The organism is Holophagales bacterium (assembly GCA_016719485.1).
Taxonomy (GTDB): Bacteria; Acidobacteriota; Thermoanaerobaculia; order UBA5066; family UBA5066; genus UBA5066.
Map to the genome: position 1 here is coordinate 204,989 of JADJZB010000030.1, position 16,392 is coordinate 221,380.

The 16,392-nt window shown below is 71.7% G+C and carries 16 protein-coding genes, 2 tRNA genes and 1 other RNA gene; 6 read left to right on the forward strand and 13 right to left on the reverse strand.

Annotated elements, in window-relative coordinates:
* Positions 1-6 precede the first annotated feature (6 nt).
* Both IPN03_22510 and IPN03_22515 read right to left on the reverse strand, forming a co-directional pair.
* Positions 7-1,758: a gamma-glutamyltransferase gene (locus tag IPN03_22510; GenBank protein MBK9376416.1), complete on the reverse strand. Its 1,752-nt coding sequence runs from the start codon at positions 1,756-1,758 to the stop codon at positions 7-9.
* A 74-nt stretch (positions 1,759-1,832) separates the two neighbouring features.
* Positions 1,833-3,713: a gamma-glutamyltransferase gene (locus tag IPN03_22515; GenBank protein MBK9376417.1), complete on the reverse strand. Its 1,881-nt coding sequence runs from the start codon at positions 3,711-3,713 to the stop codon at positions 1,833-1,835.
* 64 nt (positions 3,714-3,777) lie between these two features.
* Here IPN03_22515 and IPN03_22520 point away from each other — a divergent pair, with 64 nt between their 5' ends.
* Complete coding sequence (locus tag IPN03_22520; GenBank protein ID MBK9376418.1) at positions 3,778-4,245, forward strand: hypothetical protein; 468 nt, start codon at positions 3,778-3,780, stop codon at positions 4,243-4,245.
* A 9-nt stretch (positions 4,246-4,254) separates the two neighbouring features.
* Here the strand turns inward: IPN03_22520 and IPN03_22525 are convergent, their stop codons facing one another.
* The 3 genes from IPN03_22525 to nadA all read right to left on the reverse strand — a co-directional run bounded on the left by IPN03_22525 (position 4,255) and on the right by nadA (position 8,257).
* Positions 4,255-4,833 (reverse strand): ATP-binding protein, encoded by a 579-nt coding sequence (locus IPN03_22525; protein MBK9376419.1) that lies wholly within the window; start codon positions 4,831-4,833, stop codon positions 4,255-4,257.
* A 78-nt stretch (positions 4,834-4,911) separates the two neighbouring features.
* Positions 4,912-7,251, reverse strand: coding sequence for a serine/threonine-protein phosphatase (locus IPN03_22530; protein ID MBK9376420.1), 2,340 nt, complete (start codon positions 7,249-7,251; stop codon positions 4,912-4,914).
* 13 nt (positions 7,252-7,264) lie between these two features.
* Positions 7,265-8,257, reverse strand: coding sequence for a quinolinate synthase NadA (gene nadA, locus IPN03_22535; protein MBK9376421.1), 993 nt, complete (start codon positions 8,255-8,257; stop codon positions 7,265-7,267).
* A gap of 99 nt (positions 8,258-8,356) precedes the next feature.
* Between nadA and IPN03_22540 the strand changes: the two genes are divergently transcribed.
* The 3 genes from IPN03_22540 (at position 8,357) to IPN03_22550 (ending at position 10,412) form a co-directional block, all read left to right on the forward strand.
* Positions 8,357-9,214, forward strand: coding sequence for an alpha/beta fold hydrolase (locus tag IPN03_22540; GenBank protein MBK9376422.1), 858 nt, complete (start codon positions 8,357-8,359; stop codon positions 9,212-9,214).
* Positions 9,211-9,894 carry a ribonuclease H-like domain-containing protein gene (locus IPN03_22545; protein ID MBK9376423.1) on the forward strand — a complete coding sequence of 228 codons (684 nt, stop codon included), beginning with the start codon at positions 9,211-9,213 and terminating at the stop codon, positions 9,892-9,894. Before IPN03_22540 ends, IPN03_22545 begins: the two co-directional genes overlap by 4 nt.
* A 107-nt stretch (positions 9,895-10,001) precedes the next feature.
* Entirely contained in the window at positions 10,002-10,412 is a 411-nt protein-coding gene (locus IPN03_22550) for a hypothetical protein (protein MBK9376424.1), read from the forward strand.
* A 30-nt stretch (positions 10,413-10,442) separates the two neighbouring features.
* Here IPN03_22550 and IPN03_22555 read toward each other — a convergent pair whose 3' ends face one another.
* From IPN03_22555 to IPN03_22580, 6 genes are all read right to left on the reverse strand, one after another.
* Positions 10,443-11,027 (reverse strand): GTPase domain-containing protein, encoded by a 585-nt coding sequence (locus IPN03_22555; GenBank protein MBK9376425.1) that lies wholly within the window; start codon positions 11,025-11,027, stop codon positions 10,443-10,445.
* Positions 11,028-11,103: 76 nt separating this feature from the next.
* Positions 11,104-11,598, reverse strand: coding sequence for a roadblock/LC7 domain-containing protein (locus IPN03_22560; GenBank protein ID MBK9376426.1), 495 nt, complete (start codon positions 11,596-11,598; stop codon positions 11,104-11,106).
* A 49-nt stretch (positions 11,599-11,647) separates the two neighbouring features.
* Entirely contained in the window at positions 11,648-12,241 is a 594-nt protein-coding gene (recR, locus tag IPN03_22565) for a recombination protein RecR (protein ID MBK9376427.1), read from the reverse strand.
* The gene (dnaX, locus tag IPN03_22570; GenBank protein MBK9376428.1) at positions 12,238-14,010 is read right to left on the reverse strand and encodes a DNA polymerase III subunit gamma/tau; all 1,773 of its coding nucleotides are present in this window, start codon (positions 14,008-14,010) and stop codon (positions 12,238-12,240) included. The genes recR and dnaX overlap by 4 nt, the downstream gene beginning before the upstream one ends.
* Before the next feature lie 21 nt (positions 14,011-14,031).
* Positions 14,032-14,130, reverse strand: an RNA gene (ffs, locus tag IPN03_22575) — signal recognition particle sRNA small type.
* 84 nt (positions 14,131-14,214) lie between these two features.
* Positions 14,215-14,304: transfer RNA gene (locus IPN03_22580), tRNA-Ser, on the reverse strand.
* A 128-nt stretch (positions 14,305-14,432) separates the two neighbouring features.
* Between IPN03_22580 and IPN03_22585 the strand changes: the two genes are divergently transcribed.
* Together IPN03_22585 and IPN03_22590 are read left to right on the forward strand one after the other, a co-directional pair.
* Positions 14,433-14,903, forward strand: coding sequence for a hypothetical protein (locus IPN03_22585; protein ID MBK9376429.1), 471 nt, complete (start codon positions 14,433-14,435; stop codon positions 14,901-14,903).
* A 60-nt stretch (positions 14,904-14,963) separates the two neighbouring features.
* Positions 14,964-15,053: transfer RNA gene (locus IPN03_22590), tRNA-Ser, on the forward strand.
* Between the two features lie 53 nt (positions 15,054-15,106).
* Here the strand turns inward: IPN03_22590 and IPN03_22595 are convergent.
* On the reverse strand, positions 15,107-15,925 hold the full coding sequence (locus IPN03_22595) for a zinc ribbon domain-containing protein (GenBank protein ID MBK9376430.1): 819 nt from the start codon (positions 15,923-15,925) through the stop codon (positions 15,107-15,109).
* Positions 15,897-16,340, reverse strand: a complete 444-nt coding sequence (locus tag IPN03_22600; GenBank protein MBK9376431.1) for a nucleoside deaminase — start codon at positions 16,338-16,340, stop codon at positions 15,897-15,899. The genes IPN03_22595 and IPN03_22600 overlap by 29 nt, the downstream gene beginning before the upstream one ends.
* Positions 16,341-16,392: the final 52 nt, after the last annotated feature.

A 16,392-nucleotide genomic window follows, 5' to 3' on the forward strand; every position in this document is an offset into this window, starting at 1 on the left:
CGGCCGTCAGCGGGCGGCCGGGGCGATGCGCGACGGCGCGGCGGCGACGGCGGCGCGGCGTCCGTCGACGAGGCCCTTCCACGTCGAGGACCCCTCGTCCCACCACACCGCGTTGATGCCGCCGAAGACGGTCGAGTCCCGGCCGGGTGCGGTCAGCGCGAAGACCTTCTGGTAGCCCATTCCCTTCAGCGTCGCGGCGGCGTCTGCCGGAAGAGGGGCCGCGACCTCGATCATGACCCTCGGTCCGGCGTGGTCGTCCTCCCAGAGCACCCGGGGCGCCGCGTACGCATCCCCCGGCGTCTGGCGACCGTCGACGAGCCCCGCGACCAGGTGAAGGAGCGTGGACGGGATCCGGCTGCTGCCGCCGGTTCCCGCCACGAGGACCGTCCGGCCGTCGCCGACGAGGAGGAACGGCGCGACCGGCGCGAACGCGGCCGCGCCCGGCCCCGGATAGCCCCGGGAGTTCGGGTCGTCGGAGTCGAGCGCCTCGACGAACGCGTTCAGGGGAAAGCCGAGGCTCGGCGGAGCCCACGCGGCGCCGTAGTAGCGGCCGAGGCTCTGGGTCAGCGAGACGGCATTGCCCCGCGCGTCGACGACCGAGACGTGCGTCGTCCCGCGATCGCCCGACTTCGGCCCCGGCTCCTCCGCCAGCTCGTCCAGGGAAAGTGCACGCCCTGGACGGATCCGCTTCGCCTGCCGCTTCGCCCATTCCCTGGTGAACCGCTCCGAGAGGAGCGGCCCTTCCGTGACGTCCTGCTCGTGGCTTCGGGCCGCCACCTCGGCGCGCGCGAGGCGCACCGCCTCCACGATGGCGTGGCCACGCTCGAGCCCGGGTCGCGCGAGAGTCTCCGCCGGCAGCTCGTCGAGGATCTGGAGGGCGATGACGAGGACGCCCCCTCCGGCCGGGGACGGGATCGACAGGGCGGTCCGTCCGCGGTAGGTCCCGCGGACGGGGTCCGTGTCGAGGACGCTCTGGGGAATGCGCACGAGGTCCGGCCTCCGCAGGAAGCCGCCCGCGGCAGTGACGTCCTGGACGAGCCGGGCGGCGATCGCCCCCGTGTAGAAGTCCTGCAGGCCGGCCCCGGCGAGCCTCCGAAGCGTGTCGGCGAGGCCCGGGATCTTCACGCACGTTCCGGTCGGGGCCGGGTCGGGAATACCCGACTCTCCCGTCGGGCCGGTCAGGTAGACGGGATAGAGGACCTCTGAATCGAAGAGGCGCCGCGTGTAGTCGCCGAGGAAGGAGCGTTCGAACCCCTGTATCCGGTAGCCCGACTCCGCCGCTTCGATCGCCGGCCCGAGGACTTCGGCGGCGCCCATCGTTCCGTATCGGCGCAGGGCGTGCGCGAGGGTGGCGACGGTCGTCGGGACGGCGGCGGCCATCGGTCCCCAGAGGTCGGTTCCCTGCCGCGCGGCCTTCATCTTCGCGCGGTCGATCAGGAGTGGTGCGCGCGCCGGGCAGTAGACGGCCCGTTCCTCGCCACTCGCGAGGCGGATGACCATCCACGTCTGGCCCCCGAGGCCGGAGCCGCCCGGGTCCGAGGCCGTGAGCGCGAAAGCCGCGGCGACGGCGGCGTCGACGGCGTTCCCGCCCTTCTCCAGCATGCGCACCCCCGCCCAGGTGGCCTCGGGCGCGGAGGTCACGACCATCCCGAGCGCGGACGTGACGGGGGGTGGCGGCCGGAGGGAGTCGGCGAGGGATGGCGACGGGACGGGGACGGGGAGGGGTGTGGCGGGCTGGCTCGTGGCCGTTCGGGTCACGCCTGTGAGGACCAGCACGAGGACCAGCACGGACAGGGCACCCGTCCGGCGGCGCCACCCAGCCGCGGCCGGCGTCACGGCTGCGCCCCCGGCCGGGCCCGTCCGGCAGGCGGCTCGAGGGCCGGCACGGCCACCGCCCCCTGCCGCCGCGGGTCAGCCCCGCCCTCCCAGGCCGCTGCCGCTGCGTTCCAGGCGACGGCGTTGAGGGCGCAGAAGTTGCTCGTCTCGGGGCCCGGGGCGTAGGCCTCGAGGTCGTCGTAGCCGGCGGCCTGCAGGAAGTCGACATCCTCGGGCGTGAGAGGCGGGGCCACCTCGAGCCGCAAGCCCCTGTTGGCCCTTCCCTCGGACCAGACCGCCCGCGGCGCGGCCACCGCCTCGGCGACGCCGAGCCTCCCGTCGACGACGCCCACGACGACGTTCGCGATGGCGGACGGAATCTTGCTGCTGCCCGCCGCGCCGAGAACGAGGACGGCCCGGCCGTCGCGCAGGAGGATCGTCGGGGCGACGGCGGTCGTGAGGGGAGCCCCGGGAGCGAGGTACGACGGAGAGGCCGGCCGCTCGACGTCGAAGCCCTCCAGGAAGGCGTTGTACGGGAAGCCGAGCCCCGGGGTGACGTGGGTCGAGCCCCACGTTCTCCCGAGGCTGAGGGTGAGAGAGACCGCATTCCCCGCGCGGTCGACGACGGAGATGTGGGTCGTGTCGCGGTCGGAGAAGGCCCGCGTGGCCGCCTTCGCCGGCAGGACCTCCCGTGGGAGCGCCCGCCCGAGCCGGATCAGGCGGCCCAGCTCCGCGCCCCGGCCCGGGCGAAGCCAGGGAGACGTCTCGGGGCCGTCTCCCACCTCTTCCCCGGGCCGAACGCTCCGCCCGTCGGCGAACGCGATCCGGACCGACTCGACGATCGCCTGGCTTCGTGCCCACGCCTCGGCTCCGAGAACGTCCGGCGGAAACGACTGGAGGACGTGCAGCGTCTCGAGAACGAGGCCGCCGCCCCCCGGCAGGGGAAGCGAGAGGACGTCGAGATCGCGGTACTGGCCGCGGAGAGGGACCGTCTCGACGATGCTCGCCGGAATCCGGGCGAGGTCGCTCGCGCCAAGGAACGCCGAGTGCCTCGAAAAGTCGGCCGCGATCTCCGCCGCGATGGCGCCGCGGTAGAAGTCGTCGGGCCCGGCCTCGGCGAGCCGGCGCAGCGTGCGGGCCAGGTCCGGGAAGGTGACGCGGTGGCCGACGGGGAAGGGAACCGCGAGCGCGTGGTCGTCACAGGAGCCCGTCATGTAGAGGGGGCGGAGCGAGGGCGACGCCTCGATCCTGTCCCGGTAGAGGAGGAGGAAGAGGCGCTCGCTCTCGGCGAGGAGGTAGCCGGCCTCGGCGAGGGCGACGGCGGGCGTCACGAGCTCGACCCACGGCCGGGTGCCGAAGCGGGCGTGGGCGCGCGCGAGCGTCGCCACCATTCCCGGCGCCGTCGGGGCGAGCGGCCCCGTCATCACCTGGTCCCGCTTCGCCGCTCTCGCGCGCGCCAGGTTGACGCGCGGAGGCGCGCGCAGGGGTGACAGGAAGGCCACGTCCTCGCCGTCCGCCGTGTGGACGATCATCCACGCCTGGCCGCCGACGCCCGAGCTGCCCGGCGCGGCCGCACCCGCCGCGAACGCGCCCGCGACGGCCGCGTCGATCGCGTTCCCTCCCGCCTCGAGGACGGCCGCGGCCACCTTCGACGACGCCTCCGTGTCCGACGCGACAGCGCCCCAGGGCGACCGGCCACCCAGGGGCGAGAGTGCCGCACCGGTCTGGCCCGGTCCCAGCGGTTTCGGCTTCGCGTCGGAGGCGGACGCCGCGTTGAGCCGCGCGGGGGCGAGCGCCGGACCGAGAAGGACGAGGGCGGCAAGGAGTGCCGCGAAGGGCCGGGCGGCGCGGAAGGCGGAGGCCGTCATCGCGGCGTAGAAGAGCCTCTCCGTCCGCACCTGTCAACCCGCCCGGGGCCGCGTTCGACCTAGAATCGCGGCACATCCAGATTCCGGAGGCTCCATGAAGCGGACAGCCCTCGCCTGCCTCGCCGTCGCGCTCCTCTTCGCGCCGTCACCGGCCCTCGCCGAGCCCGGTGACCGGAAGACCTACACGAAGACGCACCCGTTCGGCCCCGACCGGGAGTCGAAGGTCGGGATCCGGCAGGGCCCCGTGACGATCGAGTCGGTGAGGATCCGCAACTGGCCCGACGCCGACGACTTCGCCGACGCCGAGAGGGACCTGAACGAGACGCACACGATGGTCGTCGAGTTCGAATACTCGAACCGCGACGAGGCGCGCGACTGGAAGTGCCTCTACGTCGTCACGATCAACGGAAAGGACGGCGCCGTCTGGGCCGAGAACGACCGGACCGCCACGCTCGACGCGGGGAAGATCGGCGACACGAACAAGATGTTCGTGAAGATGAAGACCCGCTACTACAAGCAGGTCCGCTCGTTCAAGGTGAGGTACGAGATCTGGAGGAAGTGAGGCCGGCCGTCAGCGGCCGCCGACCGCGTCGGGGAAGAGGAGCTCCTGCGGCCTGAGGGTGGGCAGGAGCGCTTCGATGGCTCTCTTCGCCCAGCCGTCGCGCCCCGCCGGGTCGAACGTCAGGAAGGGCACCTTCCACTCCTCGAGCGTCGCGAGGAGGAGCGCGTCGATGTCGTGCTGGAAGGCGAGGTCGGTGTCGCGCACGCCGTCGAAGCTCGGGTCGCCGACGATCGGGACGCGGAAGAGGACGTCGTAGGTCGGGAGCCACGCCCGGACGAGCTCCTCGAGGACCTTGACGTGCGGCTCTCCCGGCGCGGCCCGCTTCAGGTAGCAGTAGTTGTCGAGGACGGCGCGGTCGCAGACGACGACCTCGGCCTTGGCCTCGGCCTGCAGCTCCCAGGCGATCTGCGTGTGGAGGATCCACGCCTGCGCCTTCACGGTCGTGTCGCGGTTGATCGGGAGAGGGCATTCGCGCGCCACTTCACGCACGAGCTCCACGGTGAGGTCGCGGCGCTTGAGCGACGCGGCGAGGTCGTAGCAGAGGGTCGTCTTGCCGACGCCGTGGGTTCCGATGAACGCGATCTTCATCCGCCCCGATCCTCGCACGAACGCGGGGCACACGCCCGTTGCGACGAGACTCAGTGCGAGTAGGCCCCCCGGGAAGACTCAGGACCAGATGGTCCTGCGGACGACGACGACGCTCGTGTCGTCGGCGGGCTCGCCCTCGCCGACGTGGGCGCGCCAGTCGCCGAGGAGCGCCTCCAGGATCGACTCGGCGGGCCGCCGCCAGAGACCGACGCGCTCGAGGACCTCGCGCGGCTTGTGGTAGCCGTACGGGTCGTCGAAGCGGTCGGGGCCTTCGAAGAGGCCGTCGGAGGCGAGGACGAGGCTCGCGGCGCCCGGCAGCTCGAACTCCGTCTCCTCGTAGATGCGCGCCGGGCCCTTGCCGAGCGGCAGGCCGGAGGCCGTCAGCTCGCGGACCCTTCCCTCGACGACGAGGAGCGGGTACGGGTGGCCCGCGTTCGCGAGGACGGCGCGCCCCGTCTCGGGCTCGATCCGCACGAGGACGAGCGAGGTGAAGAGGCGCCCCGTGTTCGCCGCGCGCAGGACGCGGTCCACCTCGACGAGGATCTCCGCCGGCCGCCGCCCCGCCTTGACGAGCGTCAGGAGACAGGCCTTCACCATCGCCCCCTGGATGCCGCACGAGAACCCGTGCCCGGCGACGTCGCCCGCGGCGACCCAGAGGGCCCCCTCCTCGTCGACGAGAAACTCGTACAGGTCTCCCCCGGCCTCGGTCGCGAGGATCGTCTTCGCCGCGATCTGGAGCCCCGGCACCTCGGGCGGGTGGTCGGGGAGGAGGGCCACCTGCATCCGCGACAGGAGGTCCATCTCGTGCTTCACGCGCGTCTCGCTCTCGATGCGCTTGATGAAGTCGGGCGCGTCGAGCCGTGCCTCGTCTTCTCTCTCGGGCTTGCGGGTCGCCACGACCCCGACCCACGCGAGGACCGCGAGGACCGATGCCGCCAGCAGCATCGGCGCCACGAGCTCTCCGGGGAAGCGCAGCGACGCGAGGAGATCGCGCAGCAGCGCGGGTGTCGTCGCCGCGACGAGGAGGCCGGTGAGGCCGAGCGTCCGGAAGGCGAGGAGGAGGATCGCCGCCTCGGCGAGGCTGAGCACCAGTGTCGCTCCCCAGGGGGCGTACTGGAAGGCGCACGAGTAGAGAAGGGCGTACCCGATCGCGCCGAGCGCGTCGGCCCTTTCGCGGGAGAGGACGAACCGGAAGAGGGCCGCCACGAGGACGAGGCTCGCCGCCGCGTACGGCCCCTCGAGGAGGGCGTTCGCGATGCCGCCGAAGAGCGGGAGGACGTAGGACGGCGATTCCGCGTGGACCCCGCGGAGGCCCGCCGCCGCGACTCCCGAGGCGAAGAGGAGGCGCAGGCCGGCCACCGCCGCGCCGAGGCCGAGGCCGCCCAGGATCGCCTTCCCGAGGCGCGGCGAAAGGCGCCCGGCGGCGAGGGCGTCGAGGCTCGTCCGGAAGCCGGTGACGGTGTCGCGCAGGAGCGACTCGGCGACGGCCCAGTACGCGACGAGGGCGACGGCCATGAAGATCCGCCCGGTGAGGATGATCCCCGCCGTGTACCCGCTCTGCCCTTCGAGCTCGAAGAGGGAGCCCGAGAGGACCATCGCGCCGAAGCCGAGGAGGCCGAGGCCGATCGCGATCCGGAAGCCGAGGCGCCGCCGGAAGAGGAGGACGCCGAGGAGGACGACGACGAGGAGGCCGACGATGGCGAAGAGGGGAATCGCGATGATGAGGGCCCGCGACTTCATGCGCTCGAAGCGGTGGCCGACGTCGGGGTCCGACAGCTCGCGCGAGACGATCAGCATCGCCGGCGTCGGCGCCAGGCGCGTGAGGACCTCGCGCGGCCCCTCGCCCCTCGCCTCGAGCGCGGTGACGCGGACGATCGCATTCCCGCTCTCGTAGTCGGCCGAGGGGCCGATCGCATGGCCGCGGGCCAGCCGCGCGAGAACGGCCTCGGCGAAGCGCTCGCGCGCCCCCGCGAGCTCCCCCGTCGGGGCCGCGACGCGGAAGAGGCTCCCGCTCGTGAACTCGAGGCGCCGCATCGACCCGTCGCGCCCGATGGCGATCTCGGTCCGTCCCGTCCCGACGCCCGGGACGCGAAGGTCCCCCGACACGACCCACGACCCGAGCGCGCCGTGCCGGGCGAGCCACGCCGGCGCCTCCCTCCCGAGCCGGCGGTAAGCCCTCTCGAGCTCGGAGCTCGCGAGCGCGTTGCGCACCTTCGCCTTCGGCGAGAGGAGCGTCGCGCCCGCCGCGGCCATCTCGTCCCGCGCCGTCTGCAGCGCCGATTCCTTCGACACGCCGAGCGGCTGCCACTCGGGAAGGACGCGGTGCGCCGCGACGGCGCCGGCGGCGAGGACGGCGAACCCCGCGAGGAGAGGCGCCCACGGAACGCGCGGGCGCGGGGGCCGGGCGTTCCCGGTCACGGCGTCTCGAGCGTCACGATCGGCCGAGAGCGGGAACGAAGGTCTTCCCCGTCGTCATCTCGAGCATCCGGTCGAGCGACCGTTTCGCCCGAACCCGGATTCCCTCCTCCACCTCGATCGCCGGACGGAGGTCGCGCAGGGCGAGCCAGAGCTTCTCCAGCGAGTTGCGCTTCATGTGCGGGCAGGTGTTGCACGAGCAGCCGTCGTCGGGCGGTGCCGGGATCAGCTCCTTGCCCGGCGCCGCCCGCTTCATCTGGTGGAGGATCCCTTCCTCCGTCGCGACGATGAAGGAGGCGTGCTCCGATTCCGTCACGTGCTTCAGGAGCGCCGAGGTCGAGCCGACGAAGTGCGCGTGGGCCAGGATCCGCTCGTCGCACTCCGGGTGGGCGACGAGGCGGGCCCGCGGGTTCCTCACCATGAGGTCGAGGATCCGCTTCTCCGAGAAGGTCTCGTGGACGACGCACGTCCCCGGCCAGACGACGAACTTGCGGTCGAGCTTCTTCTCGAGCCAGGCCGCGAGATTCCTGTCCGGAGCGAAGACGATCGGGTCGGGCAGCTGGCGGAGGATGGCCTCCGCCGAGGAGGAGGTGACGATGACGTCGGAGAGCGCCTTCACCGCCGCCGAACAGTTGATGTAGGAGACGACCGTGTGCCCCGGGTACTTCCGGAGCCACTCGGAAAAGAACGGCGCCGGGCAGCCGTCTGCGAGCGAGCACCCCGCTTCGAGGTCCGGCACGACGACCGTCTTCTCCGGCGTCAGGATCTTCGCGGTCTCGGCCATGAAGTGCACGCCGCAGAACGCGATGACCGGCCGGGACGATTCCTTGCCCTTGCGGGCCAGCTCGAGCGAGTCGCCGACGAAGTCGGCCACGTCCTGGACCTCGGACTCCTGGTAGTAATGGGCCAGGACGAGGGCGTCCCGTTCCTCCTTCAGGCCCAGGATCGCCCCGGGAAGGTCGTCGGGAGGCGGCGGCGCCGGCGGGGCGGCGGGAAGTGGAACGCTCACGTGGGAGATATTACGGCTCCTTCCGGCGCCGGGTTCGCCTTCGCCGGCCTTACCATGGGCGCCAGCGTGAAGTGTCGTTCGCCCTTCGTGGCTCCCCTCGTGGCCCTCGTCGTTCTGCTGGCGGCCGTTTCCTCGCCCGCAGATGCCGCCACGAAGAAGAGGCGGACGAAGAAGAAGGCGGCCCCGATCCCGGAGGTGCCGCGGCCCCACGACCCGTTCCAGGTGACGTTCCCGTCGAGCGACGGGGTGAAGCTGGTCGCGACGTGGAAGCCCTCGCCCGCCGGGGCGTCCGCCCCCGCCGTCCTCCTCCTCCACGCGTTCTCCCGCGAGCGCCGCGAGCTGGCAGACCTTGCCGACGAGCTCACCGCCCGGGGCTTCTCGACGCTCGCCCTCGACCTGCGCGGCCACGGCGAGTCGGTTTGGAAGGGCGGCGCGCGCATGGGCACCTCGCCGTCGCTCCAGTCGTCGCCGAGCGGCTTCCCGCGCGACGTCGAAGCCGCCTGCGCCTGGCTGCGCGGCCGGTCTTCGCGCCTCGCCGTCGTCGGGTTCTCGCTCTCCGGCAACCTCGCGGCGCTCGCCACGGCGACCGGCTGGGCCGAGTCCGCGGTCGCCGTCTCCCCGAACGCCGAACGCTTCGAGCAGCTCGCCGGCACGCGTCCGAAGACGCCGCGGGGTCTCCTCGTGGTCGCCTCCGAGAAGGACCCCGGCCGTGCCGAGTCCGCGCAGGCGCTGGATGCCGTGGGACGGGAGCCGAAGGCCACGGCGCTCTATTCGGGCACCGCGCACGCGCTCGAGCTCCTGCGGGAAGAGCCCGCGGCCAGGGCCGCCACCATCGAATGGCTCGAGGCGCGCCTCGGGCCGGTCGCGCCTCCGCCCGCCCCGGTCGCGACGATCCCGGTGCCCCAGCCCTCCCTCACCCCGAGCGAAGCTCCGGCGCCGGGAGGCGAGTTCCGGTGAAAACGCTGGTATTTGACATCGAGACCGTCGGGCTGCCGTGGCTCGACCTCGATCCGCTCGTGCGCGAGTGGCTGACGCGGGGCGCCGAGGACGGCGAGAGCTACAGGTCGAAGAAGGACTGGCGGTCGCTCTCCCCCTATGCCGCAAAGGTCATCGTCATCGCCGCCCTCAACCCCGATACGGGGCACGGAAAGGTCTGGTACGAGGCCCCCGAGGTCTCGTCGCGCCCTTCCCGCGACGGCCTTTTCGAGGAGATCGGCGGCGACGAGAAGACGCTCCTGGCGGGCTTCTGGGAGACGGCGACGAAGTTCGACCGCCTCGTCTCGTTCAACGGCCGCTCCTTCGACGGGCCGTTCCTCTCCGTGAGGAGCGCGATCCACGGCGTGGCGCCGTCGCGCAGCCTCGCCGGCTACCGCTACTCGGTCGAGTCCCACGTCGACCTGATGGAGATCCTCACCTTCCAGGGGGCCGCGGGGACCCGCCCCTCGCTCCACGCCGCCTGCGTCGCCTTCGGCATCCCGTCGCCCAAGTCGGCCGAGATGCACGGCTATGCCGTCGGCGACGCCTACGCCGAGGGGCGGCTTCCCGAGATCCTCGACTACTGCCGCCGCGACGTCGACGCCACGGCGGAGCTCCTGCGCCGGCTCGAGCCGACGCTGCTGCCCCTTTTCCGCCGCTGAGCGCACCCGGCGGCCCGCCGTGCCCGGCGGGCCTATACTCGGGGCGTCCCTGCCGTGCGGAGGAGCAGCATCCGCGGCCAATCTGACGTCTGCCCTAGGAGGCCCCGATGAATCGCAAGGTCATCGCCCTGGTCGAAGACCCCTTCTGGAGGTCGAAGATCGACAACGCGGTGAGGTCCGTCGGTGCAACGACCGTTTTCCTCTCGGACCCCGCGGAAGCCGCGGGCGCCCTCGAGCCGGGCGCGCCGGTCATCATCGTCGTCGACCTGGCGCTGAAGATGCCCCCGTTCGAGGCGATGGCCCGCCTGAAGAAGACCAAGGCGACGGCCGGGGTGCCGGTGGTGGGTTACTTCGACATGGCCCGAAAGGACCTGAAGGAAAAGGCCCTCGCCGCCGGATTCGACGACGTCCTTTCCCGGTCTTCCTTCGCGGAGCGCTTCGCGGACCTCGTCCTGAAGTACCTCCTGCCGGGCGGCGTCCGGATGGAGGAGTCGGAGAACGAGCTGCCCGAGGAGTAGAGGGAATACCCGGGGCCGCTTCTTCCGGGACTACTTCTTCCGAAGCTCCATCAGCACCTGCTTCGCGACGGCTTTCAGCGTGTCGAAGACGCCGACGCCGGTCGGAGCGGTGGCCTCGAAGGTCGGCTCGCCCTTGGTGTTCAGCTGGCGGTACATCTCGTCGGCCGGGATGGCCGTCGGGAGGTCCCGCTTGTTGAGCTGGAGGACGTAGGGGATCGTCGCCAGGTCGAAGCCGTGATCGCGGAGGTTCTTCTCGAGGTTCTGCAGCGACTCGGCGTTGGCGTCCATCCGGGCTTCCTGCGAGTCGGCGACGAAGACGACCCCGTCGACACCCTTGAGGATGAGCTTGCGGCTCGCGTCGTAGAAGACCTGCCCGGGAACGGTGTAGAGGTGGAAACGCGTCTTGAAGCCGCGCACCGTGCCGAGGTCGAGCGGGAGGAAGTCGAAGAAGAGCGTCCGGTCGGTCTCGGTCGCCAGGGAGATCAGCTTCCCCTTCGCCGCGGGATTGGTCCGGTCGTAGATGTACTGCAGGTTCGTCGTCTTCCCGCAGAGGCCGGGACCGTAGTAGACGATCTTGCAGTTGATCTCGCGGGCGGCGTAGTTGATGAACGTCATCGCTTCGGCACTCTCAGACAATCCCCCGCGCGGCGGAGGGTTCCCTCAGGGTGTCGACGAGGCGCGGCTCTCATGCTCACTCCCGAAAGAGGCTGTCGATGTCTTCGTCGGTGATCTCGGCGAACGGGGAGTCGATCCCCTCGTGCCGCCGTTCCTTCTCTTCCTCGACCTTCCGCTGGATGGCGACGAAGATCCTCTCGAGATCCTGCGTCGCCTTCCGGACCCGGAGCCTCACGAGGCCGAGCGAGGAGTGCTCGTCGAAGATGATGACGAGGATCACCCGCTGGTCGACGATGGCGATGTAGACGTTGTCCTTCTCGCCTTCGTGGAAGAGGACGGGGAACTCCTTCTCCCCGATGAGCTTCGCGAGGCCGTCCGTCGCCGCCACGTTGCCGGCGGTGAGCGAGGCGAGGGAGGTCGTGTCGAGGCTCTCGAGGTCGCCCTGGGCGGCGATCTGCTGGCCGTTCTTGTCGACGATGAAAACGACCTTCGCCTGGGCGTCTGCTTTGAGCCGCCCGATGACTTCCTTTATCTGCTGAAACTCTTCGTCGAAGAGGACGAAATCCGTCATATGGCGCCGATCCTCGCTAGTGTAACCGATGGTCCCGTGCCACTTGCCGCTAGACCTCCCGCCGGCCCGACAGGGATCGCCCGAGGGTCACCTCGTCGGCGAACTCGATCGCCGCGCCGACGGGAAGGCCGAACGCGAGGCGCGTGACGCGGATCCCGAGCGGCTTGAGCCGCCGGGCCAGGTAGAGGGCGGTCGCCTCCCCTTCGACGTTCGGGTTCGTCGCCAGGACGACCTCCGTCACGCCCGCGGCCGCCCTCTCGAGGAGGCCGGTCACGTGAAGGTCGTCGGGGCCGATTCCCCGGAGCGGGGCGAGGGCGCCCCCGAGGACGTGATAGCGCCCCCGGAACTCCCGCGTCCGCTCGAGGACCTCCACGTCGAACGGCTCCTCCACGACCGCCAGGAGCGCTGCGTCGCGCGAGGGGTCGGTGCAGAGGCCGCACGGGTCCTCCTCGGTCAGCGCGTGGCAGACGGAGCACGAACGGGTCTTCTCACGCGCCTCGAGCACGGCCCCGGAGAGCCCCGCGGCCTCGGCCTGGGGCGCCACCAGGAGGAAGTGGGCGATCCGGCGTGCGCTCTTGGGGCCGATTCCGGGAAGGCGCTCCAGCGCCGCGACGAGGCGCGCGAGCGCCGGGAGGGCCGTCACGGCTTGCGCTCGTCGGGCTTCACGTCGGCAATCTCGCCGTCGAACAGGTCGAGGATCTTCCGGACCCTGTCGTCGGCCGCAGCCCGGTTCTTCAGGTTCTCGCGCTCGATCGTCCCGGGGTCGGCGGAGGCGGCGGCGGCCGTCAGGTCGCCCCCGGCAGGCTCGGCGCTCTCGATCACCACGCGGGCCTTCGGCCCCAGGATGGCGATGGCCGCCTCGTCGAGGGCCTTCTTCATCGCCGGCTCTCCGAGCCTGCGGGCCAGGGGCGGGCTGGGGGGGTCGAGGACGAGGCGGACCGTCTTGCCGTCGATGGAAACGGAGACGTCCTCGAGCGCCGCGCCGAGGTTCGAGTGCCGCTTGTCCACCGCTTCGCGGAAGGCGTTCACGCTGTCGGCCACGGTCTCGGGCTCCGGCTCTGCCACTTCGAGCGGGGTCAGGCCGACGAAGCGCGGGGTTTCGCTGGAGGCCGGGGCGGGGCGGGGCTCGGGTGCGAGGGTCCGGCGGAGCGGCTCGACCGGCGGGGACGCGGGCCGCGGCGCGGGCACGGACGAAGCGAGGGGCCCCGGAGCGGCGGCCCGCGCGGCTGGAAGGGGAAGAGACGCTCCCGAGGCGAGGATCTCCTCGATCGGGATGAGGCCGGGCAGCTCGGCGAGCCGGAGGAGGAGGACCTCGAGGGCGAGCGCGGGGACGTCGCTGCGGCGGAGCATTCCCTCGGCCTCCGAGAGGAGCGTCAGTATCCGCAGGAGCGTGGAGTAGGGCGTCGTCCGCGCCATGTCCCTGAGGGTGGCGGAGCCGTCCTCGGAGATCCCCGCCACGCCGGGCGCCGACGGGTCCGCGGCGAACCGGACGGCCCCGCGGACGAGGGCCGTCAGGTCGTGGGTCGTCGCGCGCGGATCCGAGCCAGCGGCCTCCAGCTCGGCGGCGCCCCTGAGGACCGCCGCCCGGTCGCCGGCGAGGACGGCCGCCAGGAGGGAAACCAGGGCGGTCCGGTCGGGGGAGCCGAGGAGGAGGGCGACGTCCGCCGCGGTGACGCGGCCGCTCGTCTGGGCGACCGCCTGGTCGAGGAGCGAGAGCCCGTCGCGCAGGCTCCCCGTCGCCGCGGCGGCGAGGGCCGCGAGCGCTGCGGGCTCGACCCAGGGCGCCGGCTTCTCCGCCGCGTCGACGGCGTACCCCTCGCGGTGGGCGATCTCGGCGAGCCGATCGGCGACCTCGGCGTCTGTCAGCCGGCGGAAGTCGAAGCGCTGGCACCGGGAGAGGATCGTCGCGGGGATCTTGTGCCGTTCCGTCGTCGCGAGGATGAAGACGGCGTGTGACGGCGGCTCCTCGAGCGTCTTCAGGAGAGCCTGGAACGCCGCGGCCGAGATGGCGTGGACCTCGTCGATGATGAAGACCTTGCGCCGATCCCTCACCGGCGCGTAGCCGACGATCTCGATCAGGTCCCGCGCCTGGTCGACCTTGCCGTGCGTGGCGCCGTCGATCTCGAGGGCGTCGATGGACCGCCCCTCGAGGACCTCCTGGCACGACTCGCACGTCCCGCACGGGCTCGGGGTCGGACCGGCGGCAGACCGGCAGTTGATGCCGGCGGCCAGGAGGCGCGCCGAGGTCGTCTTCCCGACGCCGCGCGGCCCCGAAAAGAGGTAGGCGTGGGCCATCCGGTCCTGGGTCAGGGCGTTCGTCAGGGCACGGACGATCTCGGGCTGTCCCACGACGTCCGTGAACGTCCGGGGTCGCCACTTTCTCGCGAGGGGAACGAAGGTGTTCGTCGTCATGAAAGAAGCCGAGCCCCTCGATGAGTCCGGGTGATCCGCGGCGCTCGATCCGTTCCTCTTAGTGCTGCTTCCTTCCGGACCTGACACGTTTCGAGGGGGATCGTCGCGCGGGACCCGAACTCACCCAGGGGCCCGGGCGGGGGATCTTAGAACAGCGGACCCCGGCCGCGGGCGAAAAACGGGTCGCTCCGGGCAGAACGAACGTGGCGGACAGGGTGGGATTCGAACCCACGGTAGCCTTTCGACTACACACGGCTTCCAACCGTGCTCCTTAAACCGCTCGGACACCTGTCCACGTCCGCGGGGACGGAGACTCTGCCCCGCCTGCGCCGTTCCGTCAAGCAGGATCTCGCAGCAGGATCTCGCAGAAGAGGCCGTCGGGGGCAAACGCGAACGCCTCCGGCGCCGTATCAGGTAACGTGATGGCCCGTAGTTTCTTCCGCCTCGCCCCGACCGCCCTCGCGGCAGCCCTCGCGCTCCTGACCGCTATGCCCGCCGCGGCCGCGGGAAAGCTCGTCGAGGAGACGGTCGACGTCCCCCGAGCGACCCGCGTCCCGCTGACGATCTCATTCGAGAAGTCGGCGGTCTTCGCTTTGGAGTCCCAGAACGACCCGAAGCCCGAGGACGTCGAGGACGCCCGGACGAAGGACCCGGACGACAAGACCTGGGTCCTCCTCCGTTTCTATTACCGCAACGACGGGTGGACCAGGCAGAAGGTGAAGGTCCGCGCCCTGCTCCTCGACGACGCCGGCGGGGTCCTGGCGGACGTGGGCCGGTCGACGAAGCTCGGCAAGCAGGAGAAAGAGGACACCTTCAACATCCCCATGAAGGTCAAGACCCTCGACTGGGGCCGCGCGGCAAAGATGAAGCTCCTGGTCACGTTTCTCGACTGACGGGCTTCCCCCTGGGGGGACCTTGCGATATCCTCTCCCGCCCGCTCCGAGGCCGATCGCGGTGAGGTGCTGGAGTGGTTTATCAGGCCAGTCTCGAAAACTGGTGTAGTCGAAAGGCTACCGTGGGTTCAAATCCCACCCTCACCGCCATTTGATCTGTCCCGGGGACTTCGGAGCCGCCCACCAGGGCGGCCCTTTCGTTTTCAGCGCTTCAGGAACCACCCGGCGAGCGCCGTGAGGAGCCCGGCGATCCCTCCGAGGGCGTCCAGCCCCTGCTGGTTCCTGTCCCAGTCGGAGGTCGGCATCCCGACCGATCGCGAAAAGTCGCGCCTGGTCTGAAGGTTGCGGACCTCTTCGGAGAGCTTCTCCCTCTCCCTGGCGCGGATCCGGTCCCAGCCCCCTTTCTCGAGGAAGGCGACGATCGCGGCGAGCTCGCCCCGGTCGAACCAGAGCCCGTGGTCGCGGCAGGCGTCGAGGACGATTCCGGACCCGCCGCCGTAGTTCGACCGGTTCATGAGCTTGGCGCAGGAGGGGCAGGCGCGGTACTTCACGGCCGGGAGCGCGCCGCTCGCCTTCTTCCCGGGCGCCGCCGGCGCCGTCGGAACGGCCTCCGCCGGAGGTTCGGCGAGGCGCACTTTCGCCCGCGTGTCGGCGTCCTTCGTCACCGCCTCGAACGCCTCCCGCTTCAGGAACAGGCCGGCACAGCGGGGGCACTCCGAGTAGCCGACGGCACCGAAGGCGTGGGCGACGAGGTCGAGACGGCAGTCGGGGCAGCGGCCCGACCCCTCCGCCACGAAGGCCGCGGCCGGGAGGAGCGCGCCGCACTTCACGCAGCGTTCGGCCTCCCGCGGGGAGAGGGCGAAGCACGTGACGCAGCGCTTCGTCGCGAGAAGCGACCCGCAGTGGACGCAGCCGCGCGCGTCCCGCGCCGCGGGAGCGCCGCAGGAGGGGCATCGAAAGGTGGGGGCCTCCGGGGGCGAGAACGCCCCCCGGTCAGCGGGTCGACTGTCTTCTGCGCTCACGGAAGAACTCCCTGAGGATTGTCCCGCACTCCTTTTCCAGGAGGCCCGCCTCGACCTCGACCCTGTGGTTGAGGCGCTCGTCGCGGCAGAGGTCCCCGAGCGAACCGGCGAAACCCGCCTTCGGGTCGGACGCCCCGTAGACGAGACGGGGAAGGCGCGAGAGGACGATCGCCCCGGCGCACATCGCACACGGCTCGAGAGTGACGTAGAGCGTGCAGCCGTCGAGCCGCCACGTCCCGAGCCGCCGGGCCGCGCGACGCAGGACGAGGACCTCGGCGTGCGCCGTCGGATCGTGGTCGACCTCGCGGCGATTGCGGGCGCGGGCCACGACGCGGCCGTCCTTCACGACGACGGCCCCGATCGGCACGTCGCGGTGCGCCGGGGCCCGCCGCGCCGCGCGGAGAGCCTCGCGCATGAAGCCCGCGTCCTGATCGAGGATCGCCACGAGCAGGCCACGCACGGTCACG

Excerpts from the sequence above, each read along its gene's own strand:
- IPN03_22560 (MBK9376426.1), bottom strand. The coding sequence starts at position 11,598 with ATGACGGATTTCGTCCTCTTCGACGAAGAGTTTCAGCAGATAAAGGAA.
- IPN03_22550 (MBK9376424.1), top strand. The coding sequence starts at position 10,002 with ATGAATCGCAAGGTCATCGCCCTGGTCGAAGACCCCTTCTGGAGGTCG.
- IPN03_22555 (MBK9376425.1), bottom strand. The coding sequence starts at position 11,027 with ATGACGTTCATCAACTACGCCGCCCGCGAGATCAACTGCAAGATCGTC.
- IPN03_22520 (MBK9376418.1), top strand. The coding sequence starts at position 3,778 with ATGAAGCGGACAGCCCTCGCCTGCCTCGCCGTCGCGCTCCTCTTCGCG.
- IPN03_22525 (MBK9376419.1), bottom strand. The coding sequence starts at position 4,833 with ATGAAGATCGCGTTCATCGGAACCCACGGCGTCGGCAAGACGACCCTC.
- IPN03_22600 (MBK9376431.1), bottom strand. The coding sequence starts at position 16,340 with ATGCGCGAGGCTCTCCGCGCGGCGCGGCGGGCCCCGGCGCACCGCGAC.
- dnaX (MBK9376428.1), bottom strand. The coding sequence starts at position 14,010 with ATGACGACGAACACCTTCGTTCCCCTCGCGAGAAAGTGGCGACCCCGG.
- IPN03_22585 (MBK9376429.1), top strand. The coding sequence starts at position 14,433 with ATGGCCCGTAGTTTCTTCCGCCTCGCCCCGACCGCCCTCGCGGCAGCC.